This window comes from Vibrio gallicus (assembly GCF_024346875.1).
GTDB classification, from domain to species: domain Bacteria; phylum Pseudomonadota; class Gammaproteobacteria; order Enterobacterales; family Vibrionaceae; genus Vibrio; species Vibrio gallicus.
This window is the reverse complement of sequence record NZ_AP024872.1, coordinates 126,544-148,144: the sequence shown is the minus strand read 5'-3', so window position 1 is coordinate 148,144 and position 21,601 is coordinate 126,544. Positions and strand designations below refer to the sequence as shown.

Sequence of the window (21,601 nt, the reverse complement as noted above, 5' to 3'; positions counted from 1 at the left end):
AGTACTCATATTTCACTTCAAAACAGTAACTATAATTAAGCCCTGAGAGCCTACAGATCCCCGCCTACGCGGGGAAGACGATGGCGGAAACCCAGAGCCTAGGTCCTAGGGTAATCCCCCAAAAACAACAAAACCCCAGCAAGCCATAAGCCTCCTAGGGTTTAAATAATCTCCAACACCCAACCCAACTCCCGTCACCCCGGTAATCTTTTAAGCCGGGGTCTTTGGATACTCACTGCAATTGTTGCTAATCAATAAGGTATAGAAACAACAAAACCCTAGAAAGCCATAGACCTTCTAGGGTTTTCATCAACGATAATCACACCACTAAATCCACACCGTTATTCCGGTAGTCTTTTGAGCCAAAATCTGGTCGACTGCAGTCATCACACCACCAACTGCACGTGGCTAGATTCCCGCCTTTGCGAGAGTGACGGTTTTATCGGACAAGTGGTGGCATCCGTAAGACGATTGCGATACTCAAATCATACCCCACCGAATAACTAAACAAAACATTACCTATTAGGTAACATTTTGTTTAGCTACAAATCAAATACTCATATCAAAAGGGTTCGCGCTAGGTCTGTTTAGCACCTGCTGAGACAATGCCTTAATCTCAGATTGGACATACAGCCAATAATCAGGGTTATCCAGAGTGCGCTCTTTAATGGTGTTGGGTACAAATCGAGACATCTCCATATGGAAATCTTCTTTCACTTCCACTTCGGTGAGGAGCTTTTCTACTTGAGCAACTAACTGTTGCTCAAAGTCTGTATTCGGCTTGTTACGGGCTTCCAATTTCTTTGCGATCAGTTCGTGGGAGATCTTAGTCCCCTGCTGCTTGATCCAAACTAAGTCCCAGACATCGCGTGGTTTTATGCGCCTAGTACGATAGGCCAAAGCGATAAACTTATCCGCAAAGGTCTCCTCTAGTGATTGAACAGGAATTATTAAACCTTCTATTGGGGAAACGATACTGTAGTGATTGATTAGCGGGCGGTTCGTCGCATCGAATGACGGAATCGCACACACATCAATGTGCATCTTCTGACGTGGCAAATCTGGCCGACCTGATTCCTTCTCAATGCTGATTTTCCATGACGATGTATTCCCTTGAGATTCCCCAGTAGGCTTACTTACAAGAACATCAGTTTCGTATTTATTTTCAATGTACTTCTGGATCTCTTGCTCCAATCCATCGAAATTTGATGGTTTAAAATCATGGCCACCATTGAAATTCAAGTCTTCTGATAGCCGTGAGCTGTTATAGCAGAGTCTCAACGATGTTCCGCCAATGAACGTCAGAGTTTGCATTGCACCTTCTCTAACTAAGACATCCATGATGTCATGGTGCAGAATTTCCTTTTCAATAACAGACGTAACTTCAGCATACGCAGGATTTGCTTCAACTACCCGTTGAATGGCTTCTTTTAACATTAGTTCTCCAACATATGTAAATTACGTTTGGTTGCACGAAGATCTGAGATAGCTTGCTCGTTGCTCGCTCGGTACATCATAATTTCAGGGTCTAGGTAGATATTGGAGGCGATCTTATCGACTGGCCGTGAGGTATGTGTAAACTCTATAATGCCATAAGGGGTCTCAAACGTACCTGTACGTCCTTTAGTCATCATGGTCACTCTGCCCATAACAATTTGAGAAATCACACCTGTATGGCTTAGTTGGCTCTCTAAACTTATATAGTTTAAGACGCCTCTCCTGATCTTGTTAGCAACTTTATAAATGGCAGTCATAGGGTCAGGAGGCGTAAGTGTACTTTCGTATATGCCTGCGGCCAACCTCCGCACCATGCCCTTTTTGACGCAGTCAGTAAGGAGCTTACGCAAGGCGATATTATTTTGGGTGTTAAGGTAAAACGCAATTTCTGCGAGCGTTAGCACCCCTCCGCCTACCTTGGTGGAAGCCGCAAAAGCGGAAAGCAGTTGTTCTTTTTTAGATAGAGCCTTCATGTTCTACAATTTATTACCTATTGAGTAACAAATTGTAGAGCCCGTCATCTAATTAGTCAAATACCGGAACTTAAGAAACACCGTATTTATGCGCTCAGAAGCGCAAACCAAAGATATAAACGTAGAATGGGGGGCAGAACTAAAGTTCTTCCACCCAATCCTTATACGCTCTTACTTTTCCTAAACTAAGGGGAATCGATAAGATTAAAACAACAAAACCCTAGAAAGCCATAAGCCTTCTAGGGTTTTCATCATTACGTCATGCACTTAAGTCGATAGCTAATCACCAAAAACTCAAACGTCACCGTCCAAAACCTAACTCAGTGTCTTAGTTCGTACACTGCGTTATGCAGCCCAAAGGACCACCGAACCAAAGCAATGGTTTAAACACGCTCTTCAATAGGCACATCTTCCAGCTTCTTCCACTTTCTCACGATCTTCGCCATCTTAAACGAGTGAGTCATCCAATAAGTGTGGAACCGGAAACATCTACAACGGTGTAGAACAAAACCAAGGCTAAAGAGCATCAACGGTATGGTTATAATGATAAAATGCAAAACTGTTTAAATAACTGGTTCTCATTAATAAATAACCTCATCTAAGTAACGCAGATACGCGTTTCGTAGACGGATTGGGTTGCTTTCAAAGTAATTTGGGTTGAGCCTCGCTCTGTTAAAGTACTGCCTGTCGAGGTTGTGGTAATTATTCGCTGTTTTACCTAGTCCAGTGTTTAGCTGGTTATGGCTCTCGCCAACTCGAGTTTGTACGCTAAAGTTCCACTCACTAACACCGCGCACGGTAAGGTAGTCAGGTTTCATACCGCGCCAGAAGGTAAGAGGAATCGATAGATTCAAGGTGACAAATTGTTCGCTTTCACTGTTTAAATAAGAAGCGTCTAAGCGTGTGTCGCCAAGCCAATGACTAGAAGTGGCTTTCACCCCTTGGTCACCACCCCAAAACTCCCCCCCTTGCACCTGCATTTGCCAATTCCACTGCGCAACGGAGAGTCGATAATGAGCAAGAAGAGGGGTTCGATCTACAAGGTCAATGCTGTCTTTCGCGGTAAAATAGCCCGCCTCAAAACCTAGATTGTGCATACCGCTGGTGCTGTACCACTGGGTTTCATTTTGACCGCCATAGTAATCACTCTTGATTAGACCTGCGCTAAATAGCGTCATAGTGTTGGCTGGCAGTCGAAATGCTTGATGCAGTAAAGCGCGATCAATCTCATTTTCCAAAGCCTTAGGCTCCCAAAAACCGTCATCATAATCATCACTGTTGGCGATAGGTAAGATATGACGCACATCAACAGCAGCGCCTTTCCATAGTGGCGTGTAAACGTTGGTCCCTAACCCAATGGAGTAGTCAAAGAAGCCGTATTCGGTGGCGACGGCATAGTTCATCACTGGTGAGAAGATAATCTCAGTGTAACCAAAGCCGTCGTTGGCGGTTTCATAACGCCATTGCGTCTGATCCAATTTTGCAGTTAAGTCTTGATTAGAGAACTGTATCTGCTCACATTCCGCACCAGTTTTCAGGAAGTCGCGATAGCAATTCAACTCAGTATTGATTGATAGCATCGGGACTTTATTCTGAAGAAGCACTAACTCTACTTTTTGGGAGCTGTTTGAACCACGAGGTAAGTCAGCAAATAAACCTTCACCTGAGTTTGCAGAGACGATACCTAGGGCCACACCCGCGCCATCCATGGTGTTGTGCTGATAGCGTTTGCTTTCTAGTGCAATAACTAAGGTATCTAGGTTCACACCAACACGGATGTTCACGAACCCTTCTTGCTCTAGTTTACCGATAAGCTGGGTTAGGCTGCTGGCATCGCCTCTGGCGAGCTCAGTTTCAACCTGTGTTTGTGAACTAGGCTTAACATCAGAGTACTTATTGCGTGTGAAGGTATCACCGAAGAAGGGCACAGAGGCGCTCACGCCCCATAGGGTTTGGTCTTGATTTTCGTGGCCTGAGTAGAGCTGATATTGAGCCGCCAGTTGTGCCCCGTAAGGCAACATGTCTCGTGGCGTCATTAGTCGCACCGCAGCGTTAAATTCCTGAGCGTCATACTCGCCAGCCAATTGAACAAAATCAAATGGTTGCCACTCTGCTCCAGCAAAAGCGCCGTCTAAAACGCCTAAACTTAAATCAGAGTGACCATAGCCACCACTCAATCGAAGATTAAAAGCATCAATTTCAGTGTCCACTACTACAAAGTAGGCATCAAAGTAGCTTAGTGCACCACCGATATCTTGTGCTCCGAACGCCAAATTGAAACCAAGCCAGTCGTCAACAAATGGTACTTGAAATTTAGCCGAAGCCGATAAATCCCTTAAATCACACCCTTCAGTGTAACAATTTGAAGTATACTCTCCTGACGATTCAGAGATTCGACCACCTACCTCTATGCTCGGGAAAACTCCAGTAGAAAAGTACCAGTTATCAATTGCTTCAATACTTCCCCTGAAAGGTGCACCCTGACTGAATGAAAAGCTTCCTGTGCCGGTATTTAATACCTGAGCATTAGGGGTGAAGATCAGGCCACTAAAGCCCTGTTGAGATGGTAAGACATCCACGTTAGCGAACGACGTACCACTATAAAAAAGAATCGTACAGACGTACGCCCGTGGCGAAATGATTTTGTACACTAGAACATCCATATTCTATGATGTGTTGACATAAAACTACTATAACTATTTGATAATGTTATAACAACACACCACACACAAAAATCATTTGAGACATCCAAATTGGGCGTTCACGCACTGCAATCAGACACACTAAGTAAAAGAAAAAGTGCTACGCTTTCTAAAAGCGGTAGAAAATGAGTGGCGAGACTCCTCCATTTTGCACTTTTGGAAGCGCATGAGAAGTTGTTAAGTACATGGACTGACGTGAGAAGATGTGGACTTTGGGCATCGTATCATCCGTATTAGTCATAACTATGTGAATAGTGAACTAGGTATGGTGAAACGCCCAAATCCAAACGTAATCTCAAGATGTGCGATGCATTATTTGCAGTATTCTCACCTCTATAGGCAGAGCATGATCAGCCGACAGGCTCTGTCTTTACCAATACACTCGATATGCCCCTTGTTATCCACTGGGTTAGCAAACGCATTTGGTATCCTACACTCAAAAAAGCCGGGCTTTCCAAAAGGCGCGCGTACGAAACACGACATACGACGGCTGTACTGCACATTGCTGTCCATGAGAATCCTGCGTATATCTCGCAATTGCTCGGACACAACAACATGAGACTGCTGTTTGATATCTATGCGCCCTATGTGGCCAATGCTTCAGGCTCTGATGGACATGCCTTTGAGCAGATGATGGGGAAGCCATTGGTTTAACTGTTGATGTGTAAGCGCGCAATTAAGCAGTAAGGCCTTATTCAGCCTCATCGATTTCCAGCGCCCACGGCATAAGATCGGTCAGATCATCTTGTGGCGATCGCATCGGCAGCACTTTGAATAAGTGCACGAAGTAGTAATATGGATTGATGTTATTTGCACGACAAGTCATCACCAAGCTATACAAGTTAGCGCTCGCAGTCGCACCTTCAACTGATGTTGAGAACATCCAATTTTTTCGACCCGTTGTAAACGGACGGATATCTCGCTCTGTCACATTGTTATCAATGCTTATGTCACCATCTTCTAGATAAGTGAGCAACTTCGGCCATTGGTTAATCGTATAATTTATGGCGAGGCCGATTTGACTTTTCGGCAGTACTTTTCCTTGGCTTTCCAGCAACCACTTATGGAACGTGCCTAAGATGGGTTTCGATTTTCGTTGTCGTAGATGTTGCCGCTCGACAGTGCTCAAGCCTTTAGCTTCCTGTTCAATACCATAAAGCTTTGCGATAAAGCTGATGGCTTTCTCTATACGGCCCGATTTCTTCTTCGGTTGCGCTTTTTGTGCATCGGTAAATTTGCGTCTTACGTGTGCTAAGCACCCCGCTTGGCTAACATTATCGAGGCCGTTATAAGCTTGATAACCATCGGTGAGTAGGTAACCCGAGTAGCCACCAAGGAAGTCTTTAACACATTGCCCTGCACGACTTGGTTGATAGTCGTAAATGACCACAGGTTGTTTGGCGAACTCACCGCTACGATAAACCCACATATAAGATTTGCTTTGTGCTGAGCGCTCTTGCTCTCGCAACACTTGAACGGTCGTTTCATCCGCGCAGATGAGTTTTTCATTCAGTAAATGAGCTTTCATTGCTTCAACGATAACGGTCACTTTACTGCCCAGTTGAACACACCAGTTTGCAAGCGTGCCTCGGCTTAACTCGATATCTGAGCGCTTTAAGATTTCAACCTGGCGATAAAGCGGCAAGGCGTCAACATATTTGGCCGTAACTACCGCAGCGAATGCTTCAGGGCTGCCGATGCTTTTCGGGATCATGTTGGCAGGTCGAGGGGCGGTGACGATTTTGCTGCTGGTTTGTGTCTTTTCACACTGACGGCAGGCGTATTTCGTGCGCTCATGCCGCACGACGCTGACCTTCTGAGGGATGATTTTTAGCTCTTCCGAGACTTCAGTACCGCATGGATGTAGCGGTTCATTGCAGCATTCACAGTAAGGGGCATTGAGTGTGTGCTGATGAACTTCACGATCAAGCTCTACTGGTAATGGTTTTCGGCCTTTCTTGTGATGCTTTGGACTGGCTTTAGGTAAGGCATTTTGCTGCTCAGCTTCGTTAAACGTCCCTTTCGGGGCTTTTTCACTTTTAGCGGAGAAGCGCTTGGACTTACTTAAGTTAAGTTCCTCAAGAAGCAGCCGCATTTTATTCTCTAACTCAACCACTTCTTCTGATTGGGTATCAACTGTTTTTTTCAGTTCATAGTTCTCTTCCTGAAGCTTGAGTAGCATCGCTTTGAGTTGTTCTACATCATCAGGAAGTTCGGTCATTTTTTGGGGCTCGTCATCTGTCATTTCCCCTTAGTTTGACAGTGAAAAAGGATCGCTCAAGTCCAATGAGGTGATCAGTATCATCGCTCACACTTCTCGGCCATAAAGGGGCTGATGAGCCTTTGGGTTTTCAAGATTCAACCCAGATAATAGCCAGTTAAGCTGTTGAGTAGATATGTGGATATGGCCCGCGGCTGTAGGCTTTGGCCACTTAAAGCGGCCTTTTTCGAGTCGGCGATAGTAGAGCCAAAAGCCGTTAGTGTCCCAAAAGAGAATTTTGATTTTATCTCGGCCACGATTACAAAAGATGAACCACGCACTGCTCAATGGATCCATTTCTAGCACATCAGCGACAATGAGAGAGAGGCCGTCAATCGACTTTCTCATATCGGTAACCCCCGAGACGAGATAAACCGCGCCACTTGGGATCATTGCAGCGCCTTCAGCCAAGTTTGAATTTGAGAAAATGAAAGTGATGTCGGCAGCTCGGCGCGCACGCCATTAGGCAAATGTACAACGACCATTTCGCCACAAAAAGACGGTTGGCTATTAATGACCATTTGGTGCGCGACCTGTTCATTGTCAGTGTTCTTGAGCTTTTTTAGCCAATAGTGAAAAGTGGCGTAATTAATATCGTGCTTTTTACAAAAGTCTGGAATAGAAAGTCCACCTTCTTGCTGCTTGGAGATGATGGCCGTCCAATGTTGGTGCTTTTCTGATTGAGTCATAGTTCCTCCATTTGTTTGGGAAACTATGACAAAGGCTTGCTGATATTAGAATGTGGGGTTAATTGCGCGCTTACGTTGATGTTGAGCTTTTGCAGCTTGCAAGCCTCACTGCAATTGATGCGAATTGATGAGGTATAGAAACAACAAAACCCTAGAAAGCCATAAACCTTCTAGGGTTTTCATCATTACGTCATGCACTTAAGTCGATAGCTAATCACCAGAGATTCAAACGTCGCGGTCCAAAACCTAACTCAGTGTCTTAGCCCGAACACGACATTTACTGCCCAAAAGACCGCAAAACCAAAGCAATGGTTTAAACTCGCTCTTCAACAGGCACATCTTCCAACTTCTTCCACTTTCTCACGATCTTCGCCATCTGAAACGAGTGCGTCATCCAGTAAGTGTGGAACAGGAAGCAGCCTACAATGGTGTAGAACATGATGTATTCAGGTACTTGGAAGTATTCGCCTAATAGACCAATCGTTGAGTACAAGATTTGTACTGAACAAATCACAACCAATGCTTCACGTGGGGTAAAGCCAATGCGCTGCATGATGTGATGGAAGTGTTCACGATCTGGGTGAAATGGTGAATGCCCCTTACGAATACGACGGATCATAATGGCCATCATGTCGATAAGCGGCACTGCAATCAGCCATAGAGCCGTCACGGGTCTGATAACGTAAGTGTCGTCGGCCATTTGGGTTCCGCCAATCAATATCCAAATCACAGTGAAACCGATCATCATACTGCCCGCATCACCCATGAACACTTTTCTGACCTTGCCAAAATAGCCAAGGTTAAAGAGTACAAAGGGTATAGTTATAGTGATGAATACCATCGCAAAGTAAGTTGGCTCTTCTAAACCGTGCGCATAAAAGACAAGCCCTAGTGAAGCAAAAACCACAATGGTTAAACCGCCTAATAGGCCATCAATACCATCAACCATGTTGAACGCATTAATTGCGCCAATGACGGCAAATAACGTAACAATGGTATCGACAACTGGGGGGAAGTGCCAAGCACCGAACCCCAAGGCATTACCAATATGTGTCAACGTTAACCCAGTGTAATGAATCATTACCAACGTCAAAACTGCTTGTATGCCCATACGCAGTTTATAACTGATATCAAAGCGGTCGTCAGTTACACCAATCAATACCAGTATGGTTAAACACGAAGCAAACAATCCAGGATATTCCAAGTCTTCAGCATTCACGTACAAAAAGTACAATACGGTAATACAAATGGAAATACCGCCTACCAACGGCACACTGCCTTGGTGGAGCTTACGAGCATTGGGTTTATCCACGAGCCCTACCGCATACCCCACTTTACGCATGCAGTACAACACCGCAAGCGAGAGGAAGAAGAACATCGATAGCTCGATCAGATAGTCGAAAAATGACATGACGTTAAGCCTATTAGTAATGTAAATATAAAATCGTGAAGCTATGAAATAGGAATCTAGGAATCTAGGAATCTAGGAATCTAATTTATCGGTCTAGCCAACCAAAAGTAACTTCGAAAAATGACGTAATTAAAGAATGAGTCATTCTGGCAAACGCCAGAATCTTAGAGAGCACAGGTATCCCATCCCATACTGCCCAGAAAGGCTCCGCCTACTCTCAGCGAAACCCTTAAAATTGTTCATTGCCGGTTTCTGCAACCAGTTATCCCCGAAGTCCGAAACCGCCATCCCCGAGTCCAGAAACCAGCAAGCCGATAACCCAGGAACCAGTCACCCAGAGCCCAGGCACCGCCTTACTCGAAGTCTGAACCCCATAGTCCCCGAAGTCCGAACCCCGTCATCCCCGAGGCCTCTTATCGGGGATCTAACACAACCAAAACGAAACCAACTACAACTTCTCAGTCGAGTCCTTATCAATCTCAGCCTTGCTACCTTTCAAGTAAACATTCTTATAGCAGTAGTTCGTCGCTTCGATGTAACCATCCACACTGCCGCAGTCAAAACGCTTGCCTTTGAACTTGTACGCAATCACACAGCCGCTCTTCGCTTGCTTAAGCAGCGCATCAGTAATCTGAATTTCCCCACCTTTACCAGGCTCAGTCTCTTCCAAAATATCGAAGATATCAGGCGTAAGAATATAACGACCAATAATGGCAAGATTACTTGGCGCAGTGCCTTGCTCTGGTTTTTCAACCATGTCGGTAATGCGGATCAAATCATCACTTAGATGCTCACCAGCGATAACGCCGTATTTATGCGTTTCAGATTCAGGCACTTCTTCTACAGCCACAATAGAGCAGCGGAATTGACGGTACAGCGCAGCCATCTGAGCAAGCACGCCCTTGTCATCATTGATGCAAAGGTCATCAGCAAGCACTACAGCAAACGGGTTATCACCCACTAACTCTTTACCTGTTAATATTGCGTGCCCTAGCCCTTTCATTTCACGCTGGCGGATGAAAGTGTATTGCGCCGAATCGATAAGAGAGCGAATGTCGTTGAGCAAAGGCTCTTTATTCGTGCCTTGAATCTGATGCTCAAGCTCGTAGTTTTTATCGAAGTGATCCATCAATGAGCTTTTGCCACGACCGGTGACAACGGCCATGCTCGTCATACCGGCTTGGATAGCCTCGTCAACGCCATATTCAATAAGAGGCTTGTTAACGATAGGCATCATTTCTTTTGGCATGGATTTAGTAGCAGGTAAAAAGCGTGTGCCATAGCCTGCTGCTGGGAATAAGCAGTGTTTAATCATGGTTAGTATTCTTATTTCTTTACTGATAGTTATAAAATGACTAAGTATTCAATTGAGGAACCTGTACACTCAATGAAGCAATTTGGGCCTACTCAGCTCCAAAGATTTCAATATTTAATGGTATAAGAATCGATATATCATCGGAATGAGTGAGCTTGGGCAACTCGGCAAACAACTGTCTGAAGTAGCAGGATGGGTTTATACCGTACGCAGGACATGCCATCATCAGATTATACAAGTTCGTACTGAATTTGGCTTGTTTTTCGATGCCGCAAAGTTTAGCAATGAAGGCTTTTTCAGGTTTCCCTACGATCTTTAAAGGTGATGCCTTTTTGAGCATCGACGACCTTTCTGCAAGAGTGTATCATTCAGACTGCTAGTGTTTCGGTACTAAGCGTATAGCATGTACTGTAACCATCCGACAGGAAGAAGACCGAATATTCACCTAAAAAATCATTTTCACATTTGGCGAATCAGTGGAATGAAACGTTTTTGCGCTTCCCATACTTTCGGAATCATACTCGCGAATAGTGGTACGCTAATAACGACCGCTGTTAGCTCTGTTTTTCACATTTCCTGCAGGGGAACTTGGTTCACTCTAGCGAATGACGTTTACCTTTTAAGGGACGTTTTCCGCTTTTGAGACGTTTCACACCGAATTCGTGTAAATCATTGTTGAAGTTTCTATAAGCCGCGCTCAGTTTATGTTCGCGGACTTCACACTCTAGCTCTTCAGGAAGAGGCGTGTTATTTTTCTCGTCTTGTTTAGACATCGCGTTTTGCTGATCAGCTTCAATAAGCCAACCTTTCACTACCTTCTCGCTCCGAGACGAAAACAGATTGGACTTACAGAGATTTAACTGTTCGACGGAAATTTGAACCTTGGTTTCTACCTCGGTGATTCCTTCCTGTTATATTTGAACTTTTTGCTTGGCTTCGAACTTCTCTTGTTGTAAATCACTTTGATTTGTTCTAAGTCATCAGGTAAGCACGGCTAACGCATGAACATTCACGTGATACAAGGCTACCAAGTGACTTGCTGAGTTAGTTTTCATGTATCACACATCAAACGTTTACCATCTATACAACATTTAAACTCCTTTCTTGTTTCACAAACTCAAACAAATCTGACTGATCTTTAGAAATGCCTCTGCACGATCGTTTACACTTAAACGGAAAGCATCTTCATAAAATACAGTGCTAAAAGTGCTAGTGCGTCGATTCGACAAACCAATGTGCTCGCGTTGAATTATGCAGTTCCTGTGCTGTTAGCCCATTAGAACTTATGTAGTATCGAATTGACATTTCACTCTCTTGAGTTAACTTTGAGCCATGTCCAATACTGACCATAAATCCTTTCGAATTCGGGTTTTGAGATTCGTAAGTCAAATCATCCAATACCGATAAGTATGGGTAACTAATGCTCTCCGCGTTTCTAATTGGCTATGGCATTTTTCTTTTGATGAAAATCTCTCTCCATCAAAAGGAGTCCACATATTTAGACGATAATAATTTTATATCAAAGCATATCCTAAACGAAATCTGTAAACGTTACCTACACTCTAGAGGCATAAATAGCACTTACACCAAAAATAAATCTAGACAAATTCGTATAGTCAAATATTCTCGCTGACATAATACAAAGTAAAATTGTTAAAGATGTTACTAGAATTGGTTGCAAGAAACCTACAGGATCTATCATAAGAAAAATACTATTCAGCGGTTTAAAAGCAACAATAAATGCTGAATGTAACACCAATATAATCAACGTGTTTCTTCCTACCCAAGACAAATACTTAGTAAAATAATTATCACTTACTCTAAATAAGGTCCAGAAAGAAATTGTTAGTAGAAGATTCCAAAGCACTGTAGTGTAAGATACTGGTGCATAGATATCTATCGATGTAAAAGCCATTGAAAAAGCAAACAACGTCAACAACGTTAATGGCAATTTATACTCAAACTCAGATACAGATACAGATACAGATACAGATACAGATACAGATACACTTCCGCTAATCTTTTTTAATAATATTCCAACTCCAAAATAAATTATCGTTCGAACAGATATTATATCAAACCCTGAAATAACAAGTAGTAAGAATAAACTACAAAGCAAAGTGAAAATAAAGTCAGCATCACTAAAACCAAAACACTTTACTATTACACTAGAAAAAGAAACAGTCGCCTGAAGTATAATTAACGAATGCAAAAACCAATAACCACCGTAAGGCTTGAAAAATAAAGAATTTAAGAATTGAATCCAGTTATCCGGTGGACTATTCGTTGTATCAAACCCTAACACTCCAACAAGTATCAGACCAAATAAGTATAACCCAAAAAAATAAAATAAGGAACAATCATTCTGGAAAATATTTTATATAACTGAGATTTTAAGCTCAAATTAAGTTTCAAGAAATACCCAGACAAAATCAGAAATATCGGCATATGAAAGGTATAAATAAACTTTTTAAATAACAGAAGTTCGCCCGTCAAATTGCCAACATAAGAAACATACCCAAATACCATAAGGGTAATACAAGTTCCTTTTAAAGCGTCCAAAGCATTATTACGAAGTGACATAGTTTACTCTAAATTCACAAAACTCTAACTTAAATTTTAGAAGTTGATAATTTTTTTCTTTAAAAGATTATTTCAAAAACCAAACTTCTTAATAAAGCCTCTATTCTAGTTATAATAGATTAAAAAATCTATTACTGGAAACATTCTCCTTAATATACCTAACTATAAAAGAAGGATATTTACTTAATACCTTATCTCTAACGTGTTTGTGCATAACTATTCTCTGTAACCAGCGTAAACCTAACTTTTTTATAATTGGATGATAATAATCTTCTTTAATAGAAGTTTGAGTAATGAATCCTCCACATGTAATAACCAGTCTGTGATTATTTTCCTTAAATATCCTTGCAGCTATTTCCTCTTGAGTTGGGGCACCCATTCCAACAATAACCACATCAGATGACTTTAGCGAAAGCATGATGCCCTCAAATTCATCGTTACTAAAATACCCATTTCTACAATAACCAAGCTTAAGTTTTGGGTATTTATCCTTAAAAATTACAATGGTTTTGCTTAACTCATCTTGTTTTGCGCCCAAAATAGAAACTGTAAGATCGCTTTCTTCACAGTAACTTAAAAAGTCATTTGCTATGGATGAGTAATCAAAACTAATACGTTCTATTTTATTTTCGTTAAAAAAATTATTTAAAAGACACAATAAGCTTCCATCCGAAAAAAAACCATGAAACTCTCTTGATAACCGTTCATTATCTTTAATTTCATAGTAAGAATATGGATTCACAAATGATATTAAGGCTCGATTATCAGTCGCCTTCAAATCCTTATAATCAGAATCGCTCAAGAGTTTCATTTAGTACACCTTTTTACTTCAAAGCGAAATATAAACGCTTTCTTATTATATTGTGATATAGAAGGAGAGATAGTTCAAAATTAATCAACTATTTCTTCGCTTGATTATAGCTATGCTTTGCGGTGCGGAAAGTTTCAATAAAATTATAGAAAGTGCAAAGTATACACTATTAAACGAAGATACGGACAAACCGTTCAAAATTCCTATCCCTAACACCGTTAGTGCAAAGTTTGTATCATAGTTTAGATATTTAAAGTGTTTAAAATATAGGTAAAGTATTAAAGCTAGCCCCAGAATTCCATGATCATAAATGGTTCTTAAAACATACGAATGCAAGACCATAGAGAAACATAAAGTATTATGCCCTGCGTAATAAGATAGAACATCGCATGAATAGATACTTAAGGGAGTGATTATTGGTTTACCTACAAATACTTCTAATAGACTTGCGGTTTGCATTTCGGTCAAAAAAACGTTTAAAAATAAGACTCTATCAATAGTTGATAAGTCCGCACCGTTTAGTCTATCAAAAAAAGCAAAAGTCACTAATATTATGCTAATTAATAATACTGCATATTTAAAGATAGTTTGCGATAGTGACTTGCTGCTGAATGTCATGAATATAATGAATAGTAAACATCCCTGAGCTGAGCGTGAACCAGACAAAATAATGATCGAAAACAAAGCTATTGTAGCAATAGGTTTTATATTTACATTTTGGCTTTTCATATATGCAAATGAGAACAACAGAATCATCAACTCAAAATTGTTCTCAGTATAAACCCAAGGCCTTTTTACGTCAAAAACAAACAAAGACAACATATATTTAGATAGAAACATTATTAGTAAAATATAATAAATATATTTATATTGCTGTTTTGTTATGCTTGCTCGAGTTGGCAATGTGAACAAAAACAAGTAGAATACTGATTTATATATCAGTACAAAATCAAGAGTCTTATAGTTATTTACATTATTACTTTCATATACTAAATAAGAAAATACAATAACTGAAAAACAGACCAATGAGGGTAAAATGCTTTTGTTATATTGCGAAAAACCTACCAATGTCGCTAATATTATAATGATTTCAAATACAGTATTTGCGCCCGCGCGGCTATTACTCAGTTGTGTACCTGATGATAGTCCAATAAAATAAAGCCAAATAAAAGAAATCATTAATATAAAATATATTATTCTACCACGATTATACACTTTAACTCCAAAATAAAAGTTAACTAATAAGGCTAACAGAACCACCAGAAAATAAAGATAATAGTTAATGCATGAAGTATGTACTTATTTTGCTAATTTTAAAAGTCGTATTATAATTCGTAACTAGATTTCTCAGTAACCGAATCGAACGCATTAATAATTCTACGTTTTGCGATTTCCAGTTCAGCTTCATCATTGAACTCATCGTTTATACACACCATTTTTTTACCCGATGTAGTGATGTAGTCCGCAGCTTCATCGTAATTATCCTCACAAACGGTAAATAACTTACCAAATTTGGTAATATTAATTGGCCTAAAATTTCCGGAGCATAGTTGCCAAGACTTAAACAAGTGCTGGCTAACATCAGTTCTTGACCTAAACTTACTTTTTGATGTTAAATTTAATATATCATACTCACTTTCCCAAACCTGATGATACGTTGCTTTAAGAAACGGTTGTGGTAAATGGTTACTATAAACTCCTGTAAACCTTTTAAATATACTAAGGGATAAAGTTGAAATATTTAGCAAACCATAAGCAGGATTAAACCACTTTAGTAGGTTACCTCCAATTACTTTCCGTTTATCAAAATTTCTATTTATCGTGCAGTAGTTATTTGCATGCATACAAGCAATGACTTCAGCTTCTTGGATATTAGGGTACTCAATAGCACTGTCACAGGGTAGTCCATCTACAAAAAAATCTTCTTTTGTAGTTTTATTAATAAGGAACATATCATCATTAAAATAAACGAAATGTTCAGATAATCCTGGTATTCTATGTATATTAACCTCGATTGGGTTGGCATTAAAAACCGGCAAACAGTCTTCAGGTATATAATCTTCATGCTTAACAATAACAAGTTTAGGATTATCAAGATTAAGCCAACCAGGGATGTGACCCCATGTAACAAAATAAATATTCCTGACCCAAGGCGCATTTTTTTCAATACACCTAAACCAATACCTCATGAGATCCCAATCTCGATACCGTTTTAATGTAGCATCGCATGCAGTATCATCATTACGATAGGCTCTAAATTGTTCTTGCCATTTGTGGTCAGCACCATCAACCCATGGTACAACAAAATCTACTTCTATATCTTTCATAGTTTAAATCTCAAAAAACCTACATTTATCAATTTAATATTGTATAAGGACTTATTTGAATTGTGACATCCATTTATAAATCGAATCTTGATCTAGTTTTATCTTAGTTTCAAATTTTGAATTAATATGTTCATATAAGTTAGTGTCTAAATCACTGCGTTGTATGATTTCTAGATTAAAGTCTTTAGATTTTTCTGTTGCCCTATTATCAACAGCCACAACTAGTGTGCGTCGTTTGTATTGCAATGCTCGTATACCGGCATGCAGTCTAGTGCCAACAAAATCCAAACTTTCATTTTCTTTCAGAACTTTATCATACGCAGAAAGGTGTGGTGGTATAAGTGTTATATTGTCATAGTCACCTAATGACTCAAAATAGTCGTTATCACCTAAACCCTGTAACCAAAGATATACATGTTCATAAGAGTCAACTAGAGTATCCAGCATACATTTATCCAATCTAGGATCTTGTCTTCTTGCAGTCAATGTAGTGACCACATTCTTTGCCTTCTCTGTAGGGATTAGGCTACAATGTTCCTTCGTAAGTTTCCATATTGTAGGACAACCAGTATTAATTACATTTCGAAATCCAATTTCTTCAAGTTTCTTTTTAGTGAATTCGTCTCTGACAGAGTGATAGCCATCTTTTGATAATAGCATTTTATAGGCTAATTTGGTTGTCCAACTATATTCACTATCATATGTCTGCCATCCAACACCCAATAAAATATGTTGCTTAATTCTTAGCACATCAAGTAAAGATAAGTTCCATTGTCCCGATCTAAACATACCGCCACTAATTAAATTTGAACCACAAACCACTCTGTGTTTAGCTGTATTTGCTATATATAACCCGATAGAGCCCATGCCTGTATGCGTTGCTAGTCTCGTAATTTGCTTATCATGAAATATGTCTTCCAAAAAAACAGTGGCTGATTTGTTTATTATTTCGTCACCAACATTTAATGATCCTATGCTAGTATCAAAAATTGCCACTAGGTTGTTTTCATTATTGTCTGGGAAAAATTTATTCAGTCCAAGGCGTCGATTAAAATATTTAAAAGCTTTGTTAATTTTCATTTATTTACCAATGTATTTTTTGTAAATGGTTTTAAAATTGTAAGTTGTGATTGTTAATAGTAATAAGGAGCAAGGTATGAAAGAATATTCATAAATATATAACCCTGAGATATAAAATATTGGGATGACACATAATGCCAAAATAATATATTGCTTGACAAAAGGCTCTATTTTATAACAACGAACGAAGTTATTTGAGTTTGTTTGTAACAATAGTATTAAAAAGTATATGAATATTTGTATGACTATACCTTTATCAGGAATCATATCAAATAGATAAAAGTCAGAAAATAAAAACCAGGCAACAAAAAATATTGTATAGCCAATCACAAGTAGCAGTAGAGAAAATAGAAAATATTTCTTAAACTGTTGTTTTGCTTGATTAGCCTTATTCTGAGAAATCATGTGTCCATACAAAGTCGTTTGACCCTGTACAATCGCTTTAGCAACATCAAAACCGGCTTTAGCTAGAGCAACTGCTAACAGTATTTTTCCCGCAGTATCGGCACCAAATAATGGTATTGATACTAAACCAAAAGCGTTCCAATAAAAATAACTGCAACCCCAAACAACTGATACACGGCCTAAGTATGGATATATATCTATGAATATGTTCTTTATTTTTGTAGCTTTCCACTGTTGACTAAACATTGATATTGTATCCAATGTAGGCTTTACTAATATCAACAGCATAGTTATAGTTGATATAAGTATAGCTATAGCTATACTATAGAGGTTAATGCCACACAGTAATCCAATCCACAATGTAACTGAGTATATGGTTCCAACAACTATATTTGCTCGAAAAGTAGCATTCTGCTTTTGGCATCCTTCAAGTAGGATAGATATAGGAGAACACATTGTTGTCAATGCTGTACTGATGACAAGAGCCCACCACGGTCCTTGCCATGACACGTTACTATCCGCAATATTAAGATAATGATAGCCCACTATTCCAACAACCATAAGAATAAAAAAGCTGACAAAAGCAAACCACACTACAGTCAATTTAAAATATCCTGCAATTTTAATTGCAGAACTAATAGTCAAAGCACTTTTTTCTTTATTGTAAGAATGGCTTATACTTTGCCTCATAACTTGGCCTAACCCAAGTTCGGCCAACTGTTGCATAGAAACTATACTAAAAAAAGTATAATAGAAAGCAAGTTCTGCTGATGTTAGTTTCTTAGATATGATCAATAGTGTTATTGGTGCCGCTAGGATTTTTATTGCTCTACCTACAATTGATAAAATTGCAATATTAGCCATTTTGCTTTTAGTCATATTACCTTACATTTCTCGATAAAATTTATTGTTCTTCCAGACTAATACTAATAACTTTATTAACAAGATTTTCAAATGACACTTGAAACTAATTAAACCCATTATATCTAAGTGAAAGTTGGATTCGTATACGGCTATTAAGAGTCTTATAAAATAAAACCATCTCACAACACAATTGTTGCTAGATAGACTAGTTGTTAAAAATTAAGCTTAAAATATTGACTTTGAAAACTTGAATAACATTAATCATACTTCCGTATTTTCGAATTGAAATCTCTCTAATATCAAACTGCTAAGCCATCTACTAAAATATACTAATTGGCACGGCAGTCCCTTGAAAATACCTCTGTACGGTCGGTTTCACATATATGGTAAACATCTTCATTAAATGCAGTGCTCTCATTTTGATTCATGTAGTTAATTCTTAGCATAGAGCTGGAAATTCACAATTTTGAGCTAACTCTAATTCCTGTCGAATAGTGACCATAATCTCAATCGATTTTATCTCTTCCCTTTAGTAAACCAGTTTACATAATAATGATATATCTCGATTAACTAAGGCACATTTTGTATCTAAGCGACCATAGGATTTTTTGTAAAATAACGCTGTCCATCAGAACATGCTCTGCATGTTAGGTCGATAATAATGATCAAACACTGGCTATGGCATCCTTGATTATTTTTTATGACTAAGAAGTAATCTGCATTCTTATCAAAAGTTTATTTCAGCTATTTTTCTCTGGAAACTCTTTACATCAATCCTAGTCGAGCAACCTAAAATATCTCTTAGTTACAATAATCTAGATATCTCGGTTACCTCGTTAGTCTTTTAGTTCATTTTTGATTTTGCTAAACAAAATCCGTTTACAATTACAAAGTCGTTAACTATATATAAGTCGCCGAACACTATTTTAACTTGTTACAAGAAGCACGAATTGTTTTGCCATCAATAGCGATGACTTCACCTTCTGTAAGGTACTGGAAATCCTTCACTCAATCAATAAAATCTTCCTGCGTTTCCTTGGGACTAATCATGCCTATCACTTCTGCATTTGATATGAAATAAAAGAATATCGTTTTCAAAGTCCCAATAATATTTTAGGCAATCCAGCCTCAATCTAATAGACCTAGATTATGCCACTCAAGATCCTTTAAAAAGTGGATATTCATGCTATCACCCTGAGCTATACTCGATTGAGCAACATCAAACTGTAATTAAAACTGCACAGGCGTGTCACAATATAACTTTAGAATTAATAATGTAATATTTACAAATGAGGCACTGCATGTTCAAAGCGATTATTAAACATATAAAAACCTTTTTATTACACATAGAAGAGTGTGATAGAAAAGCAAAGTTAATGCGGTCTGAAGATAGACATAGTAGTTCTACGTGAGATATTAAAATTAATCAGTATCCATGCATCAACAAACCTTACTTGTAAAAATACATTTACTTCATTTTGAGACGGTCGATGGCGGTTCATATTTTGTAAAACCTAGGTTTTACTTGTTTTCAGAAAACTGCACCAATTGCTCCCTAAAAATAGCCCTTTCGGACGTTCCGTAGGTTATTCATTATGTAGCACCTAAGAAGCTGGATCATGTCCAGCATGACGGTTGATAGCGAGTCGCGTTTTGGGGCTAAGATTCCCGCTAAAAGCATGCGGGAATGACGAATTGTAGCCTACAGGAATAACGGATGGTTTAGCATACGGCAATGACGAATCATTTAGCATGGCTAGCGTATGTTCTAAAGGGAGCGAAGTAACAAACTAGTGAGAGAAACGTTTCTCGCACTGTTTGAACTTTCGTTGTTACTCGCTCTTATACGCGTAGTTGTAGTAACCGTAGGTGTAGTAGCTAGATGCTGTCTTTTCTACTGCGTTTAGGATAACGCCCTTCGTTTCTACTCCCGCCTGCTCTAGGCGGTCGCTTGCTACTTCAAGTTCTTTCGTTGAGGTGACGCCAAATCTTGAAACCATCAATGTTGTGCCACTATGGCGACCTACGATTGCTGCGTCTGTTACCGCTAATACCGGTGGAGTATCGATTAATACAATGTCGTAGTTTTCGCTTGCCCATTGTACTAGTTCAGTAAACCTTGCGTGCATCAATAGCTCTGATGGATTAGGTGGTGTCTTTCCTTTTGACATGAAATCGAGATTACCCACAACAGAAGTGTGCAGTACTTCCTCAACTTTTTTGCTATTCGCTAAAACGTCAGAAAGACCAAAGCTATGGGCGAGTTTTGAACCATGTCCAATGTGGCCCTTACGCATATCGGCATCAATGATTAATACCTTTTGTCCACTACTTGCAATAACCGAAGCGAAATTCGTTGAAACAAATGACTTACCAATGCTAGGTGAAGGACCAGTAATCATGATGACGTTGTTCTTCGCTTCCATCATTGCAAAGTGCAGGCTGGTACGAAGAGAACGCAAAGCTTCGACAGCTAAGTCTGCTGGGTTTACCTCTGTAAGCAAAATCTCTTCAGGAGGTTTCGTCTTCCCAGCTTTCTTCATCTTCTGTATCAGTTTATTTAGCTTTTCTTGTTGTTCAGACTTAGGAATGGTTGCATAAACAGACAAGCCAATTTCTTCGATCTGATCAGGGCTTTCAACACCGCGATGGAACGCTGCACGTAACAGAACAAAAGCCACGCTCAACATTCCGCCAAGCAGGGTAGCTAAAACAGCAATCAGCGGTTTCTTAGGTTTAACTGCTAAGCCGTTTGAATCCGCTTTATCAAGAATACGTACGTTGCCTACTGTGCTTGCTTTCACAATCGCGAGCTCTTGAGATTTGTTGAGGAGCTGAACGTAGATCTCCTGGTTTACTTGCACGTCGCGCGTTAAGCGAAGCACTTCGCGCTGTGTCTTTGGAAGTTTGCGAATTTGACCTTCAAGTCAGCGTTTTTGTGCTTCAAGCTCTACTATTACCTTAAGCGTTGACTGTGCTTCTCTTTCTTAAAACTGCCCCAATAGGTCCCTATCAACAACGCCTTTCTATGCTACAGAACCTAGATATTTGCTTTGCAAATTCTGGGATGACGCCAAGGTGCGGTTATTAGCTCCACTATGTATGAACATCATTGAGTGTGTATCCAGCTCAGATTCCCGCCTACGCGGGAATGACGTAGGGGAGCGGGAATGAGTAACGGTGC

Annotated in this window: 16 protein-coding genes and 2 pseudogenes; all 18 read right to left on the bottom strand. The window is 39.7% G+C overall.

Features of this window, described 5'->3' with window-relative positions; translation table 11 throughout:
- Positions 1-549: 549 nt before the first annotated feature.
- On the bottom strand, positions 550-1,437 hold the full coding sequence (locus tag OCU28_RS12395; RefSeq protein ID WP_261817997.1) for a nucleotidyl transferase AbiEii/AbiGii toxin family protein: 888 nt from the start codon (positions 1,435-1,437) through the stop codon (positions 550-552).
- Entirely contained in the window at positions 1,437-1,970 is a 534-nt protein-coding gene (abiEi, locus tag OCU28_RS12390) for a type IV toxin-antitoxin system AbiEi family antitoxin (protein WP_102477657.1), read from the bottom strand. Before abiEi ends, OCU28_RS12395 begins: the two co-directional genes overlap by 1 nt.
- A 383-nt stretch (positions 1,971-2,353) precedes the next feature.
- A pseudogene (locus OCU28_RS16165) lies at positions 2,354-2,481 on the bottom strand (UDP-N-acetylglucosamine--undecaprenyl-phosphate N-acetylglucosaminephosphotransferase); the annotation flags it as partial.
- A 70-nt stretch (positions 2,482-2,551) separates the two neighbouring features.
- On the bottom strand, positions 2,552-4,621 hold the full coding sequence (locus OCU28_RS12385; RefSeq protein ID WP_261817996.1) for a YjbH domain-containing protein: 2,070 nt from the start codon (positions 4,619-4,621) through the stop codon (positions 2,552-2,554).
- A gap of 742 nt (positions 4,622-5,363) precedes the next feature.
- Positions 5,364-6,893, bottom strand: coding sequence for an IS66 family transposase (gene tnpC, locus OCU28_RS12380; protein WP_261817421.1), 1,530 nt, complete (start codon positions 6,891-6,893; stop codon positions 5,364-5,366).
- An 87-nt stretch (positions 6,894-6,980) separates the two neighbouring features.
- Entirely contained in the window at positions 6,981-7,325 is a 345-nt protein-coding gene (tnpB, locus tag OCU28_RS12375; protein WP_261816971.1) for an IS66 family insertion sequence element accessory protein TnpB, read from the bottom strand.
- The gene (gene tnpA, locus OCU28_RS12370) at positions 7,322-7,621 is read right to left on the bottom strand and encodes an IS66 family insertion sequence element accessory protein TnpA (protein WP_261816970.1); all 300 of its coding nucleotides are present in this window, start codon (positions 7,619-7,621) and stop codon (positions 7,322-7,324) included. Before tnpA ends, tnpB begins: the two co-directional genes overlap by 4 nt.
- A 313-nt stretch (positions 7,622-7,934) precedes the next feature.
- Complete coding sequence (wecA, locus tag OCU28_RS12365) at positions 7,935-9,032, bottom strand: UDP-N-acetylglucosamine--undecaprenyl-phosphate N-acetylglucosaminephosphotransferase (RefSeq protein ID WP_261817995.1); 1,098 nt, start codon at positions 9,030-9,032, stop codon at positions 7,935-7,937.
- Positions 9,033-9,480: 448 nt separating this feature from the next.
- On the bottom strand, positions 9,481-10,347 hold the full coding sequence (galU, locus tag OCU28_RS12360) for a UTP--glucose-1-phosphate uridylyltransferase GalU (RefSeq protein ID WP_261817994.1): 867 nt from the start codon (positions 10,345-10,347) through the stop codon (positions 9,481-9,483).
- A gap of 593 nt (positions 10,348-10,940) precedes the next feature.
- Positions 10,941-11,159: a hypothetical protein gene (locus tag OCU28_RS16160; RefSeq protein ID WP_390623827.1), complete on the bottom strand. Its 219-nt coding sequence runs from the start codon at positions 11,157-11,159 to the stop codon at positions 10,941-10,943.
- A 743-nt stretch (positions 11,160-11,902) separates the two neighbouring features.
- Positions 11,903-12,652, bottom strand: coding sequence for a hypothetical protein (locus tag OCU28_RS12350; RefSeq protein WP_261817993.1), 750 nt, complete (start codon positions 12,650-12,652; stop codon positions 11,903-11,905).
- Positions 12,653-12,663: 11 nt separating this feature from the next.
- The gene (locus OCU28_RS16155; RefSeq protein ID WP_390623840.1) at positions 12,664-12,876 is read right to left on the bottom strand and encodes a hypothetical protein; all 213 of its coding nucleotides are present in this window, start codon (positions 12,874-12,876) and stop codon (positions 12,664-12,666) included.
- Positions 12,877-13,039: 163 nt separating this feature from the next.
- Entirely contained in the window at positions 13,040-13,741 is a 702-nt protein-coding gene (locus OCU28_RS12345) for a WecB/TagA/CpsF family glycosyltransferase (protein ID WP_261817992.1), read from the bottom strand.
- A gap of 84 nt (positions 13,742-13,825) precedes the next feature.
- Positions 13,826-14,956, bottom strand: coding sequence for a hypothetical protein (locus OCU28_RS12340; protein ID WP_261817991.1), 1,131 nt, complete (start codon positions 14,954-14,956; stop codon positions 13,826-13,828).
- Between the two features lie 110 nt (positions 14,957-15,066).
- Positions 15,067-16,068 carry a stealth family protein gene (locus OCU28_RS12335; RefSeq protein ID WP_261817990.1) on the bottom strand — a complete coding sequence of 334 codons (1,002 nt, stop codon included), beginning with the start codon at positions 16,066-16,068 and terminating at the stop codon, positions 15,067-15,069.
- 51 nt (positions 16,069-16,119) lie between these two features.
- A complete protein-coding gene (locus tag OCU28_RS12330) occupies positions 16,120-17,148 on the bottom strand; it encodes a polysaccharide pyruvyl transferase family protein (protein ID WP_261817989.1) in 1,029 nt (342 codons plus the stop codon).
- A complete protein-coding gene (locus OCU28_RS12325; RefSeq protein ID WP_261817988.1) occupies positions 17,149-18,432 on the bottom strand; it encodes a hypothetical protein in 1,284 nt (427 codons plus the stop codon).
- A gap of 1,817 nt (positions 18,433-20,249) precedes the next feature.
- A pseudogene (locus OCU28_RS12320) lies at positions 20,250-21,344 on the bottom strand (polysaccharide biosynthesis tyrosine autokinase); the annotation flags it as partial.
- Positions 21,345-21,601: the final 257 nt, after the last annotated feature.

What these genes read in the sequence shown, in the direction of transcription:
- OCU28_RS12395 (WP_261817997.1), bottom strand. Translation starts at nt 1,437, where the DNA reads ATGTTAAAAGAAGCCATTCAACGGGTAGTTGAAGCAAATCCTGCGTAT.
- abiEi (WP_102477657.1), bottom strand. Translation starts at nt 1,970, where the DNA reads ATGAAGGCTCTATCTAAAAAAGAACAACTGCTTTCCGCTTTTGCGGCT.
- tnpC (WP_261817421.1), bottom strand. Translation starts at nt 6,893, where the DNA reads ATGACCGAACTTCCTGATGATGTAGAACAACTCAAAGCGATGCTACTC.
- tnpB (WP_261816971.1), bottom strand. Translation starts at nt 7,325, where the DNA reads ATGATCCCAAGTGGCGCGGTTTATCTCGTCTCGGGGGTTACCGATATG.
- tnpA (WP_261816970.1), bottom strand. Translation starts at nt 7,621, where the DNA reads ATGACTCAATCAGAAAAGCACCAACATTGGACGGCCATCATCTCCAAG.
- wecA (WP_261817995.1), bottom strand. Translation starts at nt 9,032, where the DNA reads ATGTCATTTTTCGACTATCTGATCGAGCTATCGATGTTCTTCTTCCTC.
- galU (WP_261817994.1), bottom strand. Translation starts at nt 10,347, where the DNA reads ATGATTAAACACTGCTTATTCCCAGCAGCAGGCTATGGCACACGCTTT.
- OCU28_RS16155 (WP_390623840.1), bottom strand. Translation starts at nt 12,876, where the DNA reads ATGGTATTTGGGTATGTTTCTTATGTTGGCAATTTGACGGGCGAACTT.
- OCU28_RS12345 (WP_261817992.1), bottom strand. Translation starts at nt 13,741, where the DNA reads ATGAAACTCTTGAGCGATTCTGATTATAAGGATTTGAAGGCGACTGAT.
- OCU28_RS12335 (WP_261817990.1), bottom strand. Translation starts at nt 16,068, where the DNA reads ATGAAAGATATAGAAGTAGATTTTGTTGTACCATGGGTTGATGGTGCT.
- OCU28_RS12330 (WP_261817989.1), bottom strand. Translation starts at nt 17,148, where the DNA reads ATGAAAATTAACAAAGCTTTTAAATATTTTAATCGACGCCTTGGACTG.
- OCU28_RS12325 (WP_261817988.1), bottom strand. Translation starts at nt 18,432, where the DNA reads ATGACTAAAAGCAAAATGGCTAATATTGCAATTTTATCAATTGTAGGT.